The 23,280-nt window shown below is 40.0% G+C and carries 6 protein-coding genes; 1 reads left to right on the top strand and 5 read right to left on the bottom strand.

The features are described from left to right. The first annotated feature begins 6 nt into the window (after positions 1-6). The gene (locus IPJ80_01260) at positions 7-16,104 is read left to right on the top strand and encodes an HYR domain-containing protein (protein MBK7912110.1); all 16,098 of its coding nucleotides are present in this window, start codon (positions 7-9) and stop codon (positions 16,102-16,104) included. A 788-nt stretch (positions 16,105-16,892) separates the two neighbouring features. Here IPJ80_01260 and scpA read toward each other — a convergent pair. From scpA to lhgO, 5 genes are read right to left on the bottom strand one after another with little or no spacing between them, the layout of a single operon-like run. Further along, positions 16,893-19,022, bottom strand: coding sequence for a methylmalonyl-CoA mutase (gene scpA / locus IPJ80_01255; protein MBK7912109.1), 2,130 nt, complete (start codon positions 19,020-19,022; stop codon positions 16,893-16,895). 7 nt (positions 19,023-19,029) lie between these two features. Next, positions 19,030-20,514, bottom strand: coding sequence for an acetyl-CoA carboxylase biotin carboxylase subunit (locus tag IPJ80_01250; GenBank protein MBK7912108.1), 1,485 nt, complete (start codon positions 20,512-20,514; stop codon positions 19,030-19,032). Then, positions 20,507-21,535, bottom strand: a complete 1,029-nt coding sequence (locus tag IPJ80_01245; protein MBK7912107.1) for a hypothetical protein — start codon at positions 21,533-21,535, stop codon at positions 20,507-20,509. The genes IPJ80_01250 and IPJ80_01245 overlap by 8 nt, the downstream gene beginning before the upstream one ends. Positions 21,536-21,539: 4 nt before the next feature. Beyond that, a complete protein-coding gene (locus IPJ80_01240) occupies positions 21,540-22,028 on the bottom strand; it encodes an acetyl-CoA carboxylase biotin carboxyl carrier protein subunit (protein ID MBK7912106.1) in 489 nt (162 codons plus the stop codon). A gap of 48 nt (positions 22,029-22,076) precedes the next feature. Continuing rightward, positions 22,077-23,276, bottom strand: coding sequence for an L-2-hydroxyglutarate oxidase (gene lhgO, locus IPJ80_01235; protein ID MBK7912105.1), 1,200 nt, complete (start codon positions 23,274-23,276; stop codon positions 22,077-22,079). Positions 23,277-23,280 lie beyond the last annotated feature (4 nt).

Below are 23,280 nucleotides of genomic sequence, written 5' to 3'. Positions count from 1 at the left end.
AATCTCATGATAAACCTTTCCACATTTGACGCCAGTTTACGATCCAGGTTACTCGGATGGTGTTGTAGTTTAGTCTTAATCCTAGGCTTGACTCCAATGGCTTTCGCTCAGCCAACCTGTACCGTGGGTTCCGGAAATACGTTGACCGGACCAACTGGACCACCAAATCTTACAGTCAATTTTGATGCAGGCTGTAGTATTACTGTACCAAACGTAATCCCTCGCTGGACACCCACGCCGGGTCCTGGTTATGTATTAATAACCATCGACCAAGCGCCTTTGGCGGGCACTCCTTATACAGCGCCCAAATCGGGCACCTGTGCAAATGAGGATGTCAACGTATTGGTGACAGCCCTGTTCTTTTTTATAGGAAACGTCTTAGACCCATCGGATGATATCCTGTGTTCCTTAATACGTACCGATGTGGTATTGTTAAGAGACGTTACCCCTCCTACGGTGACGCCTCCCGGCATTACCTTAGATGTCGGACCTGGTTGTACTGTAACTGCTCCTCAGATTATAGCAACCTTGAATTCAGGTAATGTGGATGACAATTGTACCACAGATATGTACTTATTAAGCACAGCTACCGTAATCTCATCTTTACCTCCGGCATTGTCTTGCCCAACCAGTCCACAGGGACCCTATGGAGTAACCATTCGGGTTACGGATGCTTGCGGTAATACCGGTACAGGGATTCAATCCGTTACTTTGAGGGATCAAACCTTGCCTACTGTAACTTGTCCACCGCAACAAACCATATTTTGGAATGCTGCTTGCCAGTACAATGTCCCGGATTTAAGAAATTTAGCAACTGTATCTGATATATGTGGTGGCCCTGGTTTTACTTTAAGTTACCGTTTATATTCTGATGCCTCTTGCCCAGTAAATACAGCTTGTCTGAGAGTTCCTGGAGGAATCATATGTCCTTCAGCAAGATTAGATCTTTATCGTATATGTGCTCAAGACTGTTTTGGAAATGGAAATTTAGATCCTGCTTTCCCATCAGTACCTGCTAACTGTTGCACAACTACACTTTTGATTCTTGATAATACCCCTCCTGTTGCAACGGCAAATTGTCCTGCTAATATTACTTTAAATGCAGGTGCGAATTGTACAGTAATTATTCCGGATTTAAGGTTTGCCGGTTTATATACAGACAATTGCGATCCTATAAATCCAGCGGCAATTGTTCAAACACCTCCACCTGGGCCATTCAATGCCAGTGGTTTGGTTTGTCCGAATCCAACAACAATTAATGTAAGCTTTACTTATACCGACTGTAATGGAAATGGTCCTGTGGTTCATAATTGCGGTGCAATTATTACAGTACAAGATAATACTGCTCCATCAGGAACAGTCGTTTGTCCTCCCGGAGTAACTTATTTAAATTTAGATATTGATCCGGTTACTTGTCAATATACTACTGCTAATTTACCATCAGACTTTTTTGATGGATTGGCTATGATTTCTGATAACTGTGATCCAAGTCCTGAAATATTCGTTTTACCAGGTAATTATTACTGGGATTGTTATTTCTTAGGTCCAGATCTTATTCCTCTTGGTGCAAGAGATTGCGCAGGGAATGTGAATAATAACATAGGTTCTTGTGAAATTTTTGTTCGTGCAAATCCTGCAGATGCAGATTGGACCAACCCAGGTCGTATCTGTTTAAATACAGGCCAATTGCCTTTAAACTTATGTACTTTAATAACAGGTGTAACCTGTGGAGAGTGGAGTGGAGATGCTGTATCACCAGGACGTTGCAATGCGGGCGGTGGTATTTTCAATCCAACCCAACCAGGCGCTTATGCAGTTACTTATACGGTTGGTGATGCCAATTGTCACGTAGAATTAACCCGCGTGATCAATGTAGAACAAAGCACCAATCCTCCATACTTGATCGCAGATTTTGCATTCTGCGTTTGTCCGGATGAACTCATCGATTTAGAAACATTCTTATTAGGTTCTGCTCCGGAAGGCGGTAACTGGATCATCCAGAATCCTGGTGGTTTAAATTTTGTGTTACTTCCTCCTCCAGGACCGGGTAATTCACATGCAGCCCTTTATAATGACGGTTGCGGAATTAGCAGAATCATTTATGAATATACTGATTGCAACAACAATGCACGCAGAGATACCATCAACGTGGATTTCCACCGTTGTGCTGAGTTGGAAGTTGCTACTACTGACATCCGTTGTCAAGGAGATGGTACCTTTTCAACTTTAACTAATTTAAGAGGTTGTGATAATTATATAGTACGGGTATTTTCCGGATTAATTCCAGGAGGTAGCCACGTAACAACCATTGGTGCATTTACCTTCCCAACTTTTGATTTAAATCCTCCTGCAGGTAACTACAGCATTAGCTGGTCTGTTCAAGATCCTTCTGGTGTTTGTCCGGAAATATCACGGACCGATGTAGTGACCGTTTATCAAAAAGCACCTGCAGCATCCTCAACTTACGGTATCCAAAATCCGGGAGTGTTATGTGAAAGCAGAGCTTGGCCAGTGATTATATCCATGTTTAATGCAGTTGATCGTGCAGGCAATCCGTTGACAGCAGACAACATTCGTTGGTTTGGAGATGGAATTACCGATATCGGAACAACCGCTGAGTTTTTACCACCTGATGTGGACTATGACGGTTTACCTGGCCCTGGATTTTTCACAGTCTGTGTAAATGTAGGTGATCCAAAATGTGAAGAAACTATTTGTACAACCGTTGAAGTTAGAAATAATGTTGCCGGTACTTGTACAATTCAAGATTATAAAGCCTGTTTAGATCCAAAGGCGACCATTTCATTCTCGGATCTTTTAGCATCCAATGCGATACTGGGTGGTAAGTTTACAGTTACTGGAGTTACCAGTACAGGCGTGAATCCTCCAGCAGTAAACCAAACATTCAATTTCACTGGTGGTGTTCAACAATATGTTGTTCCAGCTGGTGTGTTTTCCTTGCAAATTGATACTTGGGGTGCTCAGGGCGGAAACGGAAGCTGGGGTGGCCCATGCGGAACGGGTGGTCGAGGTGGTTTTGCAAGTGGAACACTTGCTGTTACCCCTGGTCAGGTTCTAAATATTTATGTTGGTGGTCAAGGAGACAGCCAATTTGCAGTTGACGCCAACAATCCGGGAGGATTTAATGGTGGTGGAAACGGAGGATTTGATAATTTCCCACAAGTTGCTAATGGCGGCGGTGGCGGAGGCGCTTCTGATGTAAGAGTTGGAGGTGTTGGTCTTGCAAATCGTGTAATCGTTGCTGCTGGTGGCGGTGGTGCTGCTTGTAATGCTAATGGTGGTGCTGGTGGTGGCTTAACTGGTTCTGATGGAGTCGGATTTAGCGGATCTATTGGCGGCGGCGGTGGTACCCAAGTATCTGGTGGCTTAGCTGGTTTATTAACTCGCGGAGCAACCAATGGTTCCTCTGGCCAAGGTGGCCAGGGTGGTACTGCTGTAAATGCACAAGGTTGCGGCGGCGGTGGCGGCGGCTATTTTGGCGGTGGAGGCGGTACCTCAACGCAAGACCATGGATCTGGTTGGCCTGCTGGTGGTGGTGGTGGTTCTTCCTATATTGGAGGAGTTACTGCCGGATCTACAATGCCAGATGTTCAATCTGGTAATGGTTTAGTGAGAATTACAGCAAACCCAGTCGATTTTGATGTAAATGTTAGTACTGGCGACATGGTTACCGGTTTAGTTTACAACGGCGGTTGCGGTTATGTTGATTATGAATATAGAATTACAAGTTGTCCTCAGGACATCGTTTGTACCGGAAGAATTACAATAAATCAAAAAGCTCATATTGACTTAATTGGTGAGCAAACATTCTGCGCAAACGATACAGCCTTATATACTTTAAGAAATAATGGAACCACACGAATTTGTGGTGTTAATGGAGTTTTTGCTGGTCCAGGTATTGTTGATGCCGGTAATGGCGCTACAGCGACCTTTAGCCCTTCCGTTGCGGGAGAAGGCACGCACCTGGTTACTTATACCATTGGTATGAACAGTCCGGATGGTCCAAACTGTCAGGAAGTGGATACCATGGTGATGATCGTTTATGCTGCCAGCGATCCAAGCTTTAACTTACCAAGCAATATTTGTGCGGATGTTACAAGCTATACCTTATCATTAAGCAACCCACATGCATCTGTGGATGATGATTCTCCTGATTTTAATGCAGAAGTAATCTGGTCTGGTGATGGCGTTACGGATGGAACAGGGAATGACCCAACGGGTACATTCAATCCTTCTGCAGCGGGTCCAGGTTATCACCTGATTTGTGTGATGACTGGAGAAGCCAATTGCATGAAATACAATTGCAAATTAATTTATGTAGCTCCGGTTAATGACCCATCCCTTATTGCGGATCGTTCATTCTCTTGTTTTGACTTTGACTTTGGTTCAGGTCCATTTATTTTATTTGATTTGAGTCAATTATATGCAGGAACTAACACAACTCGTGGTGGAACCTGGTCTATTATATCAAGTGCTTCAGCTGCTGTTATTGGTAATGAAACATTGAGAGGAGGACCTGGTTGTTACCAATTGCGTTATTCATTACCTGCGAGATATACAGGTGCAACTGGCGGTTGTGCTGCAGTTTCTGAAGACATCTTTATCACTTTGGGTGAAGAACCTCAAACTGGCTTCGACCTTGCTGAAGAAGTATGTTGGAATGGAATTGCAGGTTCTGTAGTATTACCAACTTCTTACCATGGCGAAACTTATGGTAACGGTACATCATCCAGAACCTTCCAGTGGACTGCAAGCATCGTATCCGGTGCAGGTCCGGTTCCTAATTTTGGAACGGCTACAAGCCAAAACCCAACGATTACCGTTATGGGTGCTGGCGTATTCAACATTTGTTTAACTGAAACTTTAAACTACCCAGCTTGCGGTGCTGCTGGCGGCATTAGCTGTAGCAGACAATACTGTGAATTATTAACAGTACACCAAACTACTGCTGTTTCTATACCAAGTTGGACTCGTTTCGGTCCATTATGTACTGACGATCCTTGTGTTGACCTGGATTTAAGAATCACGGGAACAACTGGTGGTGTATTCACAGGTAATGGAGTTCAATTAGATCCTTCACATCCGAATTACAGATTCTGTCCTGGTATTGCAGGTCCTGGTATCCATGCAGTTACTTATACTGTACAAAATGGTGCAGGTTGTACTGCTGTAGAAACACATAATATTGAAGTATTTGCACCAGTTAGTGCAGTATGCCCACAAAACAATTTTGGTATTGCTTGTGCAGTGCATCGTTTAGGTTCTGTTCAGACTTATGGTGGATTTACCAATGCATCAGTTAGTACATTACCTGTATTTATCGGTAGCTACTACACCATGGGACAATTTGATTTAACTGGTTTCTTGTGCCCAACTGCAACCCGCGGTGGAACATGGACATTGATCAGTAGCCCAACCAATGCTATTGGTTCAGGTATTACTGGTTTTGTTCAAAATGAAACATTAGTCTATACCGATCCAGGTTGTTATACAGTTCGTTACACCGTAACAGCCTTCCCGGGTGCTGATGGAGCTTGTACTTCAAGTTTTGACTATACTTTATCAGTAGGAGAAGAGCCAACACCAAGATTCAGTATTCCTGATCAAACCTGTTGGGCAGTTGGTGTGCCAACTATCACATACAACATTCCTGCTAATTATTTATTGAGTACACAGCCTCATCCGAATACTACCTTATTCTTAAGAGGATTTAGTTCAAGTAACAATGCAGTTGCGACCGTTTCTGCCGGTGGTTTAGTTACCATTGTCGGTGCAGGTACTGCAACCATTTGTATGCAAGAACATTATGATAACAGTGGATGCACTTTTGTAGAATGTCGTAAAGAATTCTGTCAAACCATCACAGTAACCAACACAGTGACTGCTTCTAGTCCAACCTGGACTGGTTTTGGTCCAATTTGCGTAGATGCACCTTGTGTTGATTTAGATGCATTGGTTACAGGAACTCCAGGAGGTATCTTTACCGGACAGGGCGTACAACCTGCAGCGGGTGGTCATCCAAATTATGAATTCTGCCCTGCATTAGCAGGTGTAGGAACACATGTTGTTACCTATACAGTACAAAGCCCAGATGGATGTTCTAACGTATTGAGCAGAAACATCATCGTTGCACCATTAGCAAATGCTACTTTGGTCAACAAACAAATCCCATGTATTATTGAGCCAGGTGGCGTGATTCCATTATCTGTATTGTTTGCAAGCAGTGCAACTACGGCTGGTGGGACATGGACCTTTGCAGGTACTCCACCATCCGGTGCTCAAATTATGGGAGGAAATTTAGTATTTACTCAAGCAGGTTGTTATTGCTTTACTTATACAGTTCAAACAGTACCTGGAGCAACAGGCGGTGGATGTTTTGCACAAAACACAGCGTGCTTACAGATATCTGAGCAACCAACTCCTGGATTTAGTGTACAAAATGAGATCTGTTGGTCTACCAATGATCCGGTTACTACATTCAGTCCTTTAGTAAATAGTCCTTCATATGATCCTGCTGGAACGGTTACAAGAACTTGGGCTACAAACCCAACACCACTCCCTGCGATCACATTGAATACAACAAATGGTTCATTCACCATCAACGGACCAGTTCCTCCTGGTGGTTTGGTATTTGATCTTTGCATGACGGAAAACATTACTACTCCATCTTGCGGACCAACATCCGGACCAAATCAGGTGACGCCTCCAAATGCACAAATTGTTTGCAGTGAGGTGTATTGTGAGCGGATCTCTATCAGAGATGGTACTTTATTGAATGCAACCTTTACTGCAAATCCGGTTAACCCATGTGTGGGTCAATCGGTTACTTTAACCCCTGTATTGGGTGGCGGTACCTTTACTGGATTAGGTGTTACCAACAGTGGTAATGGCGGTCCAGGTACTTTCGTTGCCAATGCTTGTGGAATCTACGCTGTTACTTATACAGTGGATGATCCAAACGGTTGCAACAACAGCTATACTTTAAATATTTATACTGATACAGTCAGACCGACCTTAAACTTACCTGCACCAATTACTGTAAACTGCCAAAACCCATTGAGCCCATCTATGGCTACCTGGGCTGCTGGCGCAAGTGCTACGGATAATTGTGCCGGGGTTACAGTTTCTAGCCGCGTATTTGATCGCCAATCTTCATGCAGTCCTGGAACAGGAGTATATGTATTTGTATTTACTGCTACAGATGCTTGTGGAAACACACGGGTTGGTTATGCAAACTATACAGTTCAGGATGTAACACCTCCGGTAATTTCCGGTGGTTCTAACCTGGTTGTAGAATGTGGAAACGATGTGTATGCAAGAGTTTACAATTGGATTGATACCCATGCAGGTACAACTGCTACAGATGCTTGCGATGCATCCACATTCCTGTCTTGGACCAATAACTTCTCTGGTTTAATCAATAATTATTGCGGAGCTGCAATTCCAGTAGTATTTACTGTAAGAGACCGTTGTGGAAACACATCTTCAATAACATTTACATTACAAGTTAGGGATCAAACACCTCCGGTTTGGAATGTAAGACCTCAAAACCTTACAGTAGAATGTGATAATTCAAATGATCCATATTCTCAGATTTCAGCTTGGTTAAGATCAAATGGAAACGGAGTTGCTTTAGACTCTTGCCAAACGACTGTAAATTATACTAACAACTACAACGGTTTAACCGGTGGATGTAACAGAAACACAGGGTCAGCTTTAGTAACTTTTACAGCTTTTGACGTTTGCGGAAATGCAAATTCAGCTCAGGCTACCGTTACCATTGTAGACCGTACAGCTCCCGAAATTTTATCACCAGCAAAAGACACAACTGTTGAATGCGATGGTAGAGGAAATCTTCAGGAATTCGCAATATGGATTGCAAATCATGGTGGTGCAAGAGCAGCAGATTTATGCAGCGGCGTAAGCTGTCAGCCTTTAGCAAATGCTCGAGTTGCTTTGATTACTTCAAATCCATTCCCATGGGGATCAAATACCTACACCAATGAAATGAATGCGGTGTTTGGTGTTGGAAACTGGGATCGTTTTGATTTTAATGTGAATGCAGCGACAGTCTTCTCAAGAAATTATAGATTGGTATACGTAGATGGTAGTGATGCAGGTGCAAACTTATTTAATACGTTTGTCGGTAATAACAATAACCTCATGGAATCATGGGTTACTTGTGGTGGTCGCTTATTCTTGAATGCAGCACCTAATGTTGGTGGAAACATCAACTTAGGCTTTGGTGGAGTTGTAATTCAATATCCAAGCTTTACAGCCAATGTAATTCAGGCAAACCCACACGCTATTTTCAACGGTCCATTTTCACCAACTGGAGCAACATACAGTGGCTCATACTATGGACATTCTCTGGTTGGTCCTCCAACTATGAAGACAATTATCCGTGAAAATGGTGGAACCAATGGAACTGTATTAGCAGAAAGCTTATGGGGAGGTGGTATTGTAATGTTTGGTGGAATGACTTCAACAAACTTCCATTCACCACAACCGAATGCTGCAAACCTCAAGCAAAATATGCTTGCGTATTTAAATACAACGCCTCTTCAGACAGATCTGAACGTGTTGAATGATGGAATTTTTGTTTGGGATACTACATTAATGCGTACTGAAGTTACCTGTGGTGCAAATCGCAGATTAACCTATATGTTTAATGCATTGGATTCATGCGGAAATATTTCTGTAGGAACTATCGCGAAATTTATTATTCGTGATACAACACTTCCAGTTTGGTCAGTACCACCTTCTAATGCTACTGCTCAGTGCGATAGCAGAGGAAACATTGCTCAGTTGAACGCGTGGTTGGCTGCTAATGGTAATGGAACGATTTTGGCAGATGCTTGCAATGGTACCGTTCGCGTTGAACATGATTTAGTTAGAGAATATGATCGTTGCAGCAATACAGACAGTACTGTTTACAGATTTACTGCTTACGATTGTTCAGGAAATTCTGCAACTCGCGAAGCTTCATTTATTATCGTAGATACTCAGGCACCAACTTTAGTTACGCCAGCAAGAGATACTACAATTTCATGCGAGAATTTATCAGGTAATAATGATGATGAATTAATCGGCTGGTTAAATATCAGAGCAAGATTCTCTACAACAGATGCTTGCAGCGATCAAATCACTTATACCAACGATTACCAATCCTTAAATTGGGTGCGAGTATGTGGACCTTCAAGATATGTGGATGTGACATTCAGAGCAACAGACGACTGCGGTAACTTTACTACCAGCCGTGCACGTTTTGCAATTGTTGATACCACCAGACCAAGATTCTTGAATTGTCCTCCTCCTATTGTACAAAATGCAGAAGCGGATCATTGCGATGCATATGTAACAGTACCAAAATTGATTGCAGTTGATAATTGCACACATCAAGACAGTATTGTTATTACTCAGATCTATGGTCCAAATCCAGTACAATACAGATTCCCAGTAGGTACAACGATATTGAAATACGAAGCAAGAGATCTTTGCAATAACAGAGATACTTGTACGATTAAAGTAGTTGTAAATGATTACTGGGATGTTCCAACAATAACTTGTCCTGCAAACGTGGATGTAGAAAATACTCCAGGTGTTTGTGGTGTAAATAATTTACAAGGTCTTGCACCTGCATCTGTTAAAGATGTTTGTCCGCATACTGCTGTATTATACGTTATTAAAAATGAAGCAGGCGATACCCTTAAGAAAGGCATTCGCGATGCAAGCGGAAGTAATTTCCCTAAAGGAAATAATTCTGTATGCTATACCGTACAAGATCAACCGATCTTGTTGATTACTGAAGTGACCCAGCAAATAGATGCGACAGTAGTTGGTACAACCAGCCCACTGCCTACATTTATTGCTCCTTCTGATACCAATGGGGATTATGTGGAGATTACTAACTTCGGACCATCATCAATTGATGTAAGTTGTTTGTCTCTTCAAATCTTCCAGGGTGGAGCATTGGTTGGTACCTATACTTTACCAAATATGCCTGGACCGGTATTACCAGCAGGCGGCGTGTTGACTTTACACGTTGGTGCAGCAATACCTGGTTTCCCAGACAATCCTGCTAGGTTCTTCTACAACATGAACTTACCTGAGGTGGCTATAAACATGCCAAGAGGTTATGTTTTAAATCACCTGGGCTTACGCAATGTAGACGCAGTTACAACCAATGGCTATAATATTATTGGTCAGGGTACACCTGCTATGACTGCAGCTGGTTGGAGTGGAACCAGTGCAACAAATAACGACCGTGGTTCTTACTACAGATGGTGCATCTTCGACAATAATTCAGCTAATGACTGGAGATTGGCAGAAGCTTGCGAGCCAGCAAGTATTGGTTCAGTGAATCCAATATTGTTGCCTTATGTATTCCCATCCAATGGTTTAACTACTTCAGTACAAACAATTGCTGCTCAAAAAGCAACTTGTTGTTTCAATGTATTGGTTAGAGATACTGAAACTCCAATGTGTGCAACCAATGATACTTTAACATTCTCAGGTTTAACAGGTACTGCAACTGGACCAAGCTGTACTAGCTTTAGTTTAACAGTTCCTGCAAATCCTGCAACTAAGATCATTGATGTTTGGGTAAGAAACTTAAACTTAACAGTAACAAACTTTGCAAATTCAGAAGTGACCTTGATCCATCCAGATGGAACAAGAATCAGATTGTGGAATGATGGCAATTGTAATGGTACAACCAATATCAATGCCTTCAGAATATCAGATCTAGATCCTACTAAGATCAATGCGGCAAATTGTGGAACTTTAGGAACTGGCTTAAACTATAAACCAGATCAACCACTTTCAGTATTGTGTCCTAAATCCGCAGCAGGTACCTGGAGATTGGAGGTTGAAAACAATTCACCTGCTCCATCTTCACTTACCTTGAGTTCTTGGTCATTGACGATCATTTCTCAAAGAGCATATGCTCAAAGAGATACCATCATAAGCAACATTCCAAACTTGTGTGCTGCTGACTTAATGTGGATTCATCCGGATGTAATGGACAACTGTTGTATGGGTACTGTTGATGTTGAGTACATCCCAGTTCCAATGGCAGGTGCACCATTGCCAAAAGTTCCAATAGGAGGTCGCGTTGCAAATGGTTCTAAAACCACACAGCGTTTTGATGTTGGTATGACTCGCGTAGTGTACACATTGACTGACATGTCTGGAAATACAGGTACTTGTGAGTTTAAAGTAACTGTTCGCGATACGCAAAGACCAGTATTCTTAAACTGTCCAAAAGATTATACTATTAATCTTCAGGGTGGAGAGTGCTTTGCATTCCTTGAAGTTAACCCAGCATTAAACTGGTTTGAAAATTGTGATTCAACTCGTTTGGTTGTTGATCCACCATTAAATTCTCAATTGAGTATTGGTGTTCATGTAATCAGAGCAACGATCACAGACAGAGCAGGAAATAGTTCAGTATGTACCTGGACGATCACAGTAAATGAGTTTAGTCCAAATGGCACAGACTTAGCTTGCCATGATCAGATAAACTTCTCTTTAGGTCCAAATTGTACAGGTACATTAACTGCTGATGAATTATTGGCAGGTATTAACTACGGATGTAAAGACAAATTCACATTAATAATTGAAGATTGGATTACTGGTGCCAGACATAGTAACAACTTTACTACGGCTGATATCGGAAGATGTTTCAAAGTAACTGTAATTGATCCTACAACAGGAAATAAATGCTGGAGCAAAGTTTGTATTGAATACAAAGCAACTCCTTCTATTTCTTGTCCAAGAGATACCACAGTTCCTTGTAATTCTTCATTGGATCCATCTGTTTTAGGTAATCCACTTATTACAACATGTGTATTTGATTATGACATTCATTGGGATGATGTAATTGAAAAAGCAAGAGATTGCGATTTCCCAATTGCATTCATTATTCACAGAACATTTACTGTTACCAATGAATTGGGTAATGGCTCACAGTGTACTCAAACCATCCGCGTAAGAGGATTTGACTTAAGTGCAATTGAATGGCCACGCAGTTATGATAACCTGGATTTACCAGCATTGAAATGTAATGAAAAACGTTACGATAAAGACGTTACTCCACATATCTTACCTTCACCATATTGTGTTGATGGATACTTGTTGGATAGCGCATACTGGTATGCAACCGGTGGTGATCCAAGTATTGTAGATCCATTTACTAGAGATTTAAGTGGAGATAGAATACCAAAACGTTTAGGTTGGAATTATTTGGAAGGTGGTGTAAATGATCAGCATCCAAACCCAAGTCCAATTTATTACGATGAGCATCCAAACTGGAGAAACAGTGGTGCATGTTGGGGACCAACTCAGGTTGTTAAATGGTTAGGAACCGGTATTCCATCATTGGGCGGTCAACCATTAAGCAAGGACAATAAAGAATGTAATCTCTCTATCAGATATGATGATGAGGTTTATGATGTTTGTGCAAACGGTTATGAAATACTTCGTTACTGGAAAGTTAGAAACATGTGTTTACCACCATTAGCTGGCGTAAACCCTGTAGAATACATTCAGGTAATTAAGGTATTGGATCAGGAAGGACCAAAAGTTGCTTATCCTGATACTGTAATCGTAGGTACAGGTCCTTGGACTTGTGATGGTACTTGGGAAGTTCCATTCCCATGGATTACCGACAATTGTTCTGATTCAGTAAGCTATACTGTTCGCTCTTGGACTGGAACACCAATCCAACAAGCAGATGGAAGCTGGATCATCATCAATATGAAATTAGGAATTCATAATGTAATTATTACAGCGCAAGATGCTTGTGGTAATAAAACAGAAAAATCTATCAAAGTAAACGTTATTGATAACACACCTCCAGTTGCTGTGTGTGATAGAAATATCGTGGTTAGCATTTCCGGCAATCAATCAGCTGGTGATAACTATGGAAAGATTTTCGCTGAAGACATTAATGACGGATCATTTGATAACTGCAAAGCCCATGTATTCTTTAAGGCAATCCGTATGGATCAGTTAAGAGGAACCAACAATGGTAGCAATGCAAATCAGGCGGATAACGGTACAAACTGTGCTGGAGTAAATGGTGATGACAATTCGATCTTAGATGGCAATCAAATTTATTTTGATGACCATGTGAAATTCTGCTGCTCTGATGTAGGTAAGAAAATCATGGTGGTATTAAGAGTATTTGATCTTGAGCCAGGTGACGGTCCGATTGCACCAAGTAGAATGAATCAAAATGGAAACTTGTTTGGTCATTACAGTGACTGCATGATTGAAATTGAAGTTCAGGATAAAGGTGTACCAACAGTAGTACCTCCACCAAATATTGTGGTGAGCTGCTGGTTCTGGTTTGATGTAGATAAATTAGATGATCCAAACGATCCTACATTTGGACGTGTTGTGACTGACTTAGGAGATCGTCATAAAGTTGTGACTAACGACTTAGTATGTTACAATTACTGTGTGCGCAATGACATTACCGGATATCCTGGTTATGTACCTGGTGCACCACCATCAAATCCACCAGCTTGGAACAGAGCTTGTGATTACTACAGAAGTTTGTTTGATACAGCTCATTATGACAGAAAATATGAATTGGTTTGGGGATTTGACGGATATGTCTTAAGCAATTGCGGCAATACACCAACCATCAGTGTAAATGATAACAGAGAGTGCGGTCAGGGTCAAATTACCCGTACGATCGTAGCTCGTGGACCAAATGGAGTAAGTGTAACAGGAACTCAGATTATCTGGGTTGTTGATTGCGATCCATTCTATATCAACGGAGCAGACAATTGCGATCCTGATGATGACATTACCTGGCCAGGTAACTGTACAGGTCAGGCAACTACTATTGATGGTTGTGGAGCTGACATCAGCCCAGACAATCCATTATTAGGAAGACCAGTTGTAGAAAATGGTGCAGATGATCTTTGTTCATTAATCAGTATCGAGTACGTGGATGAAATATTCACAATCGAACCAGATGCATGCTTCAAAGTATTACGTCATTGGACAGTAATTGACTGGTGTCAATACGATCCAAGCATCGATCCTACAAAAGGTCGTTGGGAATATTTACAGATTATCAAAGTTCATGACACAGACAAACCAGTTGTAAGTATCAGCGTAGGAGATTGCGAACCAGCAGTTAAGAATGCAACAGACAACATTTGTTATGGTCACATCAGCTTAACAGCAGATGCAACAGATAACTGTAGCCCATTGGATTGGTTATTCTATGACTATAAAATTGATTTGTTCAATGATGGAATAGGAGCGCATTCTGGTTATGACTATAAAGTAGGTCCATTAACTCGTAAAGAGTTTGCTGCAGGTCGTACACCATTGTTCCACCATAACCCAGCTGCTGACGATGAAAACAATCCATTCGATGCAAGCGGTAACTATCCAGTTGGTATCCATAAGATCTGCTGGTTTGTAGAAGATGGTTGCGGAAACATTGGAACATTATGCCAATTATTTGAAATCAAAGATTGCAAAGCACCAACACCATATTGTTTGACCGGAGTAATTACTGTACCAATGCCAACAAGCAAGTGCGTAACAATCTGGGCAAAAGATTTGGATAGAGGAAGCTTTGACAATTGTACAGATCAGGATGACTTATTATTCTATTTCAATGGAGATCCAAATGCAACAAGCATTACAATATGCTGTGATGATTTCGTAGCAGCAGGTGCAAATGACGAGTTGTTAGTAGATGTTCAAATGTGGGTAGAAGATGAAGAAGGAAATACTGACTACTGCAAAACAGTAATCATCGTACAAGACAATCAAGATGTTTGTCCTAATACTGGAGCAGCGAAAGGTAGAATCACTGGAGATCTGAAGACAGAGAAAGGTGAGGAAACTGAATTTGGCGATGTTCAGATGTATGTAGGTGCTTCAATGAAAAAACAAGTGATTACACATTCTGATGGACACTTTATGTTTGGAGATTTGGATTACGGTCCTGCTTCAGAATATGTCGTTAGACCATTCAGAACTGATAATCCAATCAACGGAGTATCAACTGCAGACATCGTTAAAATCCAAAGACATATTCTTGGAATCGAAAGCTTGAACAGTCCTTATAAACTGATTGCAGCAGATGTTAATAACAGTGCTACAATAACTTCAGCTGACGTTTCTGAAATCAGAAGATTGATTTTGGGTATTACATCAGAATTCAGTAAAGTACAATCCTGGACGTTTGTACCTACACTTTACACATTTATCGATCCTACATATCCATTTAAAGCTCCAAGAGAAGCAGTTATACCTATGCCAGATGCTGGTAAGCATAATGAAGATTTTGTAGCAATTAAAATGGGAGATGTTACGAACAATGCACAAGCGCATAACTTCAGTGGAATTTCCAGCAGACATAATGACCAACTTCATTTAGAAATTGAAAGTGGTAAATTGAAAGCCGGTGAGACCTATACAGTTGAGTTTAAATCAAGCAACTTTAATGATATTGCAGGGTACCAGTTTACTCTGAAATTTGATCAGGAAGCAATGGTTTATACTGAATTAAAATCTGGAGTTCTTAATGTGGATGAATCTAATTTCGGAATGAAATCTCTTGAAAATGGAATCATCACAACCAGCTGGAATAATAAAGAAGGATTAAGCTTTGGTAAAGACGATGTGTTATTCTCATTGACATTTACAGCAATGAAAGATGTTAATATTGAAGAACTGTTGGCAATTACCAGTGACATTACTGCTGCAGAAGCATACAATGCTAAATTGGATATTAAAGGAGTTGACTTAAGTGTTCGTACGGACAATGGTGTTGTTGAAAGTGGTGTATTTGAATTATACCAAAATTCACCAAACCCATTTGAGGTTGAAACTTCAATCAGCTTCAGATTACCAAATGCAGGTCCTGCTTTATTGACAATCTATGATGTTACAGGAAAAGTTGTTCGGGTTTATGACATCAAAGGTGTGAAAGGTTTAAATACCTTGAAGATCGAGAAAGATGAGATCGAAAACTCTGGTGTACTATACTATCAATTAGATGGTGCAGGCCACACAGCTACTAAGCGAATGACTAAATTGAAATAAACATTTAATCATGTTTGAAAAATAAAAAGGCTGCCCATTTGGGCAGCCTTTTTGTTTTATTTGTTTTTTGATCACTTCTTCAATGCAACAATTCTTCAATTCTTCAATTCTTCAATGCTACAATGCTACAATTCTACAATTCTACAATGCTACAATGCTGCAATGTTGCAATTCTTCAATTTTTCAATACTTTCAGTTTAGGTAAGGGTAAATTCCTTCTATCAACTAACAACTATCAACTAACAACTAATTGATTTCACGCAGAGACGCAAAGAAGCCAAGAAGCAAGGAAGCAAGGGAGCCACAGTTCCTGCTATCAACTAACAACGATCACCTAACAACTAATTGATTTCACGCAGAGAAGCAAAGGCGCAAAGAAGTAAAGAAGCAAAGAAGCAAGGATGCAAGGAAGCAAGGAAGCAAGGAAGCAAGGAAGCAAGGAAGCAAGGAAGCAAGGAAGCAAGGAAGCAAGGAAGCCACAATTCCTGCTATCAACTAACAACTATCAACTAACAACTAATTGATTTCACGCAGAGACGCAAAGGCGCAAAGGCGCAAAGAAGTAAAGAAGCAAAGAAGTAAAGAAGCAAAGAAGCAAAGAAGCAAAGAAGCAAGGAAGCAAAGAAGCAAAGAAGCAAAGAAGTAAAGAAGCAAGGAAGCAAGGAAGCAAGGAAGCAAGGAAGCCACAGTTCCTGCTATCAACTAACAACTATCAACTAACAACTATCAACTAACAACGATCACCTAACAACTATTACCTATCCGCCAACATTAATAATGCTAATTATTTAGTATCGCGCTAATAATTTGAGAAGAACGGTTTTAGCTGCAGTAGGAACCGGAGTACCCGGACCAAATATGGCGATCACACCTTGATTATATAAAAATTCAAAGTCCTTTTCCGGGATGATGCCGCCTAGAACCACTAAAATATCTGAACGGCCAATTTGGCTTAATTCCTGAATTAATTCAGGGACCAAAGTTTTATGACTCGCTGTGAGTGAAGAAATCCCAATCACATGGACATCATTTTCTGCAGCTTGTTTTGCCACTTCAGCAGGAGTTTGAAATAATGGGCCAATGTCAACATCAAAACCTAAATCAGCAAACCCGGTTGCGACAATACGGGAACCGCGGTCATGACCATCTTGACCTAATTTTGCAACCAGGATGCGCGGACGTCTGCCATTTAATTTGGCAAAGTCGTCTGATAATTTAATGACTTCATTCATCATTGGTTTTTCCTGAAAACTTTTGAAATATACTCCAGAAACAATTTTTGGGTCAGATGTATAACGGCCAAACACATTTTCAAGTGCCTGGCTGATCTCTCCAAGAGTGGCACGGGCCTTTGCTGCCCGGATGCAACATTCCAGCAGGTTGCCATTTCCATTACGGGCCAGGGCCTCTAATTCGTTTAAACAAGCTTGCACTAATTCTTGATTTCTGTTTAAACGAATGGTTTTTAAAAGTTCTATTTGTTCTTCACGCACTCTGGCATTATCGATTTCCAGAATTTCAAATTCAGAAGCTTCCTGGCGTTCATTATAGATATTAACCCCTATGATTGAATCGATGCCAGAATCGATTCGTGCCTGTTTTTTGGTTGCTGCTTCTTCAATTTTTAATTTGGGCAAACCAATATGAATTGCTTTTGTCATGCCTCCCAATTCCTCTATTTCCTGAATGAGCTTTTTGCTTCTAGTGTATAACTGATTTGTTAAATATTCTATTTGGTAAGAACCACCAAGAGGATCTACCGTATTACAAATCTTCGTTTGTCTTTGAATATATAATTGAGTATCTCTGGCAATGCCTGCTGAAAATTCACTGGGGAGGGCAATGGCTTCATCCAGTGAATTGGTATGTAGGGACTGGGTGCCTCCAAAAACCGCAGCTAAGGCTTCAATACACGTTCGAGCGACATTATTAAAAGGTTCTTGCTCAGTAAGACTCCAGCCTGAAGTTTGGCAATGGGTTCTTAATGCCAGTGATTTTGGATTTTTAGGTTTGAATTCTGAAACCAATTCGGCCCATAACAACCTGGCAGCTCTCAGCTTAGCCACTTCCATCATAAAATTCATCCCAATTCCAAAAAAGAATGAAATCCTGGGAGCAAAATCATCAATGTCTAATCCTGCCTTTAAGCCGGTTCGGATGTATTCTAATCCATCAGCCAGGGTATAGGCTAATTCAATCTCAGCAGATGCACCAGCTTCTTGCATGTGATATCCACTGACACTTATTGCATTAAATTTGGGAAGATTTGCTGAGCAATATTTAAAAATATCAGATACAATTTTCATGGAAGGCTCTGGTGGATAGATGTAAGTATTTCGAACCATGAATTCCTTCAAGATATCATTCTGAATCGTGCCGGATAGTTTATGACTTGGTATGTTTTGTTCTTCGGCCAATGCAATATAAAATGCGAGAATCGGAAGCACGGCACCATTCATGGTCATGGATACTGAAATCTGATCCAGAGGAATCTGATCAAATAATATTTTCATATCCTCGATGCTATCAATGGCAACACCTGCTTTTCCGACATCCCCCCGTACGCGAGGATGGTCAGAATCGTATCCGCGGTGGGTAGCTAAATCAAATGCAACAGATAATCCTTTTTGTCCTGCTGCCAGATTTTTTTTATAAAATGCATTGCTGTCCTTAGCGTTTGAAAAACCAGCATATTGCCTGATCGTCCATGGCTGATTTAAATACATGCTTGCATAGGGGCCTCGTAAAAACGGGGCAATTCCTGAAACATAATATTTATAATTTTCATCCAACTCTGCTGGATTCAAATAAGATTTTATGACAATCGATTCGGAGGTATCAAATGTGTTTATTGCTTCCGGCGCAGGAAGATCCGGATGAGTCCACTTTAGATTTTTGATTTTTTTTAAATCCAGCATGCAACAATTAGTTATAAGTTTTTCTGTTGCTTTTCCAATTTGTTACAAGTCCTGAACTTATTTTAGGGGACTTAATTTGCATTATATAAATTTTCAGTGCAGCTAAGGCTGCTGCTTCTTCAAATTCCACATCCTCGTTTTTTGCCAGATAAGCTTCATAATTTTTCTGAATAAATCCAGTATCAAAATCACCCCGAATAAATTCAGGATGATTTAATACATAGCTTCCAAAATCAAGGGTGGTTTCAATACCTTTTATTTGAAATTGATTGATTGCAATTTTTAATTTTTCAATTGCCTCCAAGCGATTTGAACCATGTGAAATCAATTTTCCAATTAATGGATCATAGTGTATTGGAATTTCCATTCCTTCACAATATGCATCATCCAATCGGATGCTTTGATCTGTTGGCGGGCGATACATCTCCAGGGTTCCGGTACTAGGTAAAAATTGATTCAATGGATCTTCCGCACAAATACGGAGTTCAATACTGTGTCCATTGATTTTTAAGTCTTGCTGATTTAAATTTAATTTCTTGCCATCTGCAATTTCAATCTGCAATTGGACTAAGTCTATACCGGTTATCATTTCAGTCACGGTATGTTCAACTTGCAATCGCGTGTTCATTTCAAGAAAATAATAATTCAAATACTCATCGGCTAAAAACTCAACAGTTCCTGCACCTACATAGCCACAAGCCATGGCGAGTTTCAAAGCATCTTGGCCCATTCTTTCACGCAGTTCCGGGGATAAGCAACTTGATGGGGCTTCTTCAATAATTTTCTGATGCCTTCTTTGAATGCTGCATTCACGTTCATATAAATGAATGCCATTGCCATATGAATCTGTAAAAATCTGAATTTCTATATGTCTTGGTTTTGAAATATATTTTTCTATAAAAACAGAAGCATCACCAAAGGAAGCCATGGCCTCATTTCCGGCTGATTTTAATTGTTGCGCTAATTCATCCAATGAATTGACAATACGCATTCCTTTTCCACCACCACCTGCGGATGCTTTAATTAATAATGGAAATCCAATTTGAGTGGCGATTAGTTTGGCTTCTTCTAAAGAGTGAATCGCATGATCCGTTCCGGGAACTAAAGGAACGTTCATTTTTGTAGCAGTTTGTTTAGCTCCAATTTTACTACCCATTTTTTCCATTGCGGAAGCAGGTGGACCAATAAATTTTATAGATGATGATTCCACTAATTTTGCAAAAGCCGGATTTTCACTTAAGAAACCATAGCCTGGATGAATGGCATCTGCATTTGTGTCAATGGCGGCTTGCAGAATGCGATCCATTTTTAAATAGGAATCTCTGGATGCAGATTCACCAATATAAATAGCTTCATCTGCAGCAAGCGTATGCCGGGCATAGCGATCTGCTTCACTAAATATGGAAACTGTTTTAATACCCATTTTCTTTGCAGTACGGATAATACGTAAAGCAATCTCTCCTCTATTGGCTATAAGTATTTTACTAATCATAATTTAAACTCAATTGAATACTGTTCCATAAATGTTCGGCAATTTGTTCTGTTAAGTTTTCTATGCTATACGAACCAGATAATGGATCAGGTGTTTGATTTAAAAAAGCTTCATGTTGCAAAATCTGCAGTAGATGGACAGAAGTACGCAACCATTTTTTATTTTTATTCTCCAATGCTTGGTCTGATGAGGGTAATATAATTACATCAGGACTTGAGAGAGCGGCTGAAAGTGCAATGCTTGATAAACTGATCAGGTTTGAATTAATTGAATCATCCATTACCGATGGATCAATTGTAAGTGCAAAATGGGGATTCAAATTAATTTGAAAGACCGTTTCAAATTGTCGTAAAAGCAATTTAAGTGCACGGACAGAAGCAACATTTACCAGAAAGTCGTGGCCAAGATTTATTGATATAATTAGTTTCTCAGAAGTCAAATTTGTTTTTGAAAGAAAGTTAAACAGAGTACTCAATGCCTTAGTCCAACTGATGCTATTGTATGTTGGTAATGAAACGAACAGATGTTTGGCTTTTTCTGAAAAGTCACCGGTGATATGATTGATATAAAATTCAGAGCCTGGATGATTTAATAAGATATAAGTTTCAATTTCATGTGCTGTCGTATCATCGTAAACGTTCCAATGACTCGTAATGAGATCCAATTGAATGGTATGAAGCAAGATATCAAGGTAATCACCATCCATAGATAAATTGCATTCAAGGCTGATGTAATCTGCTCCATTTTTTAATGCGTGGAGTAAAAATTCATTGTTCTGTTTCGCATCGCTGAGTTGTATATGAATTCCACATTTCCACGGTTTAAAAGGAAAGGAATCTGAATGAATGGTGCTTGCCATTAAACCATCCGTATAAAACGGAAATGCTTTGACCGTAATCGCGTCATCTATTTTCCGATCAGCCTGGGCAATTTCTAGATTAGGATTTTCTTTTTTAATTTGTTCGATCCAGGAATCCAGATTTTGTTTTGGCCAGATTTTATTTATCGAATCTGAATTCATACACTCAGATAAAAGAAATTAGAATTTTATTTTTTTCCACTTTGTCGCCTTTTATAACAAAAATATTTTTAACGACGCCATCATGAGATGCCCGGAGTATGTTTTCCATTTTCATGGCTTCCAAAACGATTAATGGATCTCCTTTCGCAACAGTTGCATCCGGAGTGACTAAAATATCCAATACGACTCCCGGCATGGGAGCGAGCAAGGCATCGGTGTGTTTGGCTTTGCCTTCATGATAACCCAATGTTTGAATTAATTGTTGTATGGGTCCATTAATTTGAACTTGGAAAATTTTATTGGAACTTTTTAATTCAATACAATTTTTTTCAAGATTTGCATCTATAAATTCGAAACTAAAATTTCTATTTTTATGCAATAGGTAAAATTGATTGGGGTTTGTTTTTTTTAAAGGAATTGATTCAATTTCATCAAAACTTTTTTGAATCTTAGTATTCCTGCAAATAGCCTGGTAAGTATTATTCGTTTTCATGTTTTAAAGGTGTGCAAAGATACAATCAAATCCAGGGAACTGTAAATATTAATCCTTCTCAAAATACCAATCTGCAATTTGTTTGCCAATTGAAAGTCCGGCAGTTGCAGCAGGTGAAGGGGCATTGCAAACATGGATCATATTCGCACTGCGGAGGCGTACAAAATCCTCTACCATGGATCCCTGATCGTCTACCAGTTGGGCACGGATTCCGGAACCAGCTGGTTCAAGGTCTTGTGGTTCGATGCCTGGAGTCATTTCACAGGCTTTTGCTGCAAAATATGCTTTAGAATAATTCCTGCGATATTCAGAAATTCCGGTTTTCCAGTGCTTGGCAATTAATTTCCAAAAACCGGAATAATTTATAATGTCCATGCTATCCTTTAAATCAAATGCATGGTTTGAATATCCTTCTCTGTCCAATACTAAAACAGCATTTGGTCCTAAGGTTTGATCGCCATTCATCAATCGGGTGTAATGGATTCCCAAGAATGGAAATTGGGGATCAGGTACCGGGTAGATGAGTCGCTCGACAATGTCTTTTTTTTCTTGTTTTAATTTAAAATAATTTCCTTTAAATGGAATGATTTTAAAATTTAATTTTAATCCACACATTTTCGCAATCCGGTCTGATTGCAGTCCGGAACAATTAATAAAAAAATCAGTTACATATTCAGATTGATCTGAACACCGAACAATAAGTTGATTGTTTTTTTGTTGGACACTTATGATTTTTTTATTTGTGTCAATCTGGGAATCATTTTTGCTAATATTTAATGCAAGACTTTTAACCACCTTCTTGTAGTCAATTATTCCAGACTGAGGAATCAGGATCGCTTGTAAACAGCGTACATTTTTTTCAATTTCTGTAACCTGGTCCTGATTCAGTAATTTTAAATTCTGTAGTCCGTTTTGAATTCCATTATTATAAATTTGATTTAATTTAGGAATTTCATTGGCATGATTCGCTACAATTAATTTGCCGATTAAATTATATGGAATGTCATGTTTATTACAATATTCTACCAGCATTTGATAGCCTTGTATGCAATTCCAGGCTTTATACGATCCAGGTTTATAATAAATTCCGGAATGCATGACACCCGAATTATGGCCCGTTTGATGCATTGCAGGCTCGGCTTCTTTTTCTAAAAGCACGATGCGCAAATCCGGAGATCTGCTAAGCAGCTGATAGGCTGTAGATACCCCCACAATGCCGGCTCCGGCAATCAGTACATCGTATTTCATTAAG

Source organism: Saprospiraceae bacterium, assembly GCA_016714025.1.
In the GTDB taxonomy this organism is placed as follows: Bacteria; Bacteroidota; Bacteroidia; order Chitinophagales; family Saprospiraceae; genus Vicinibacter.
Note: the sequence above shows the minus strand (reverse complement) of the source record. Positions and strands in the feature narration are given on the sequence as shown.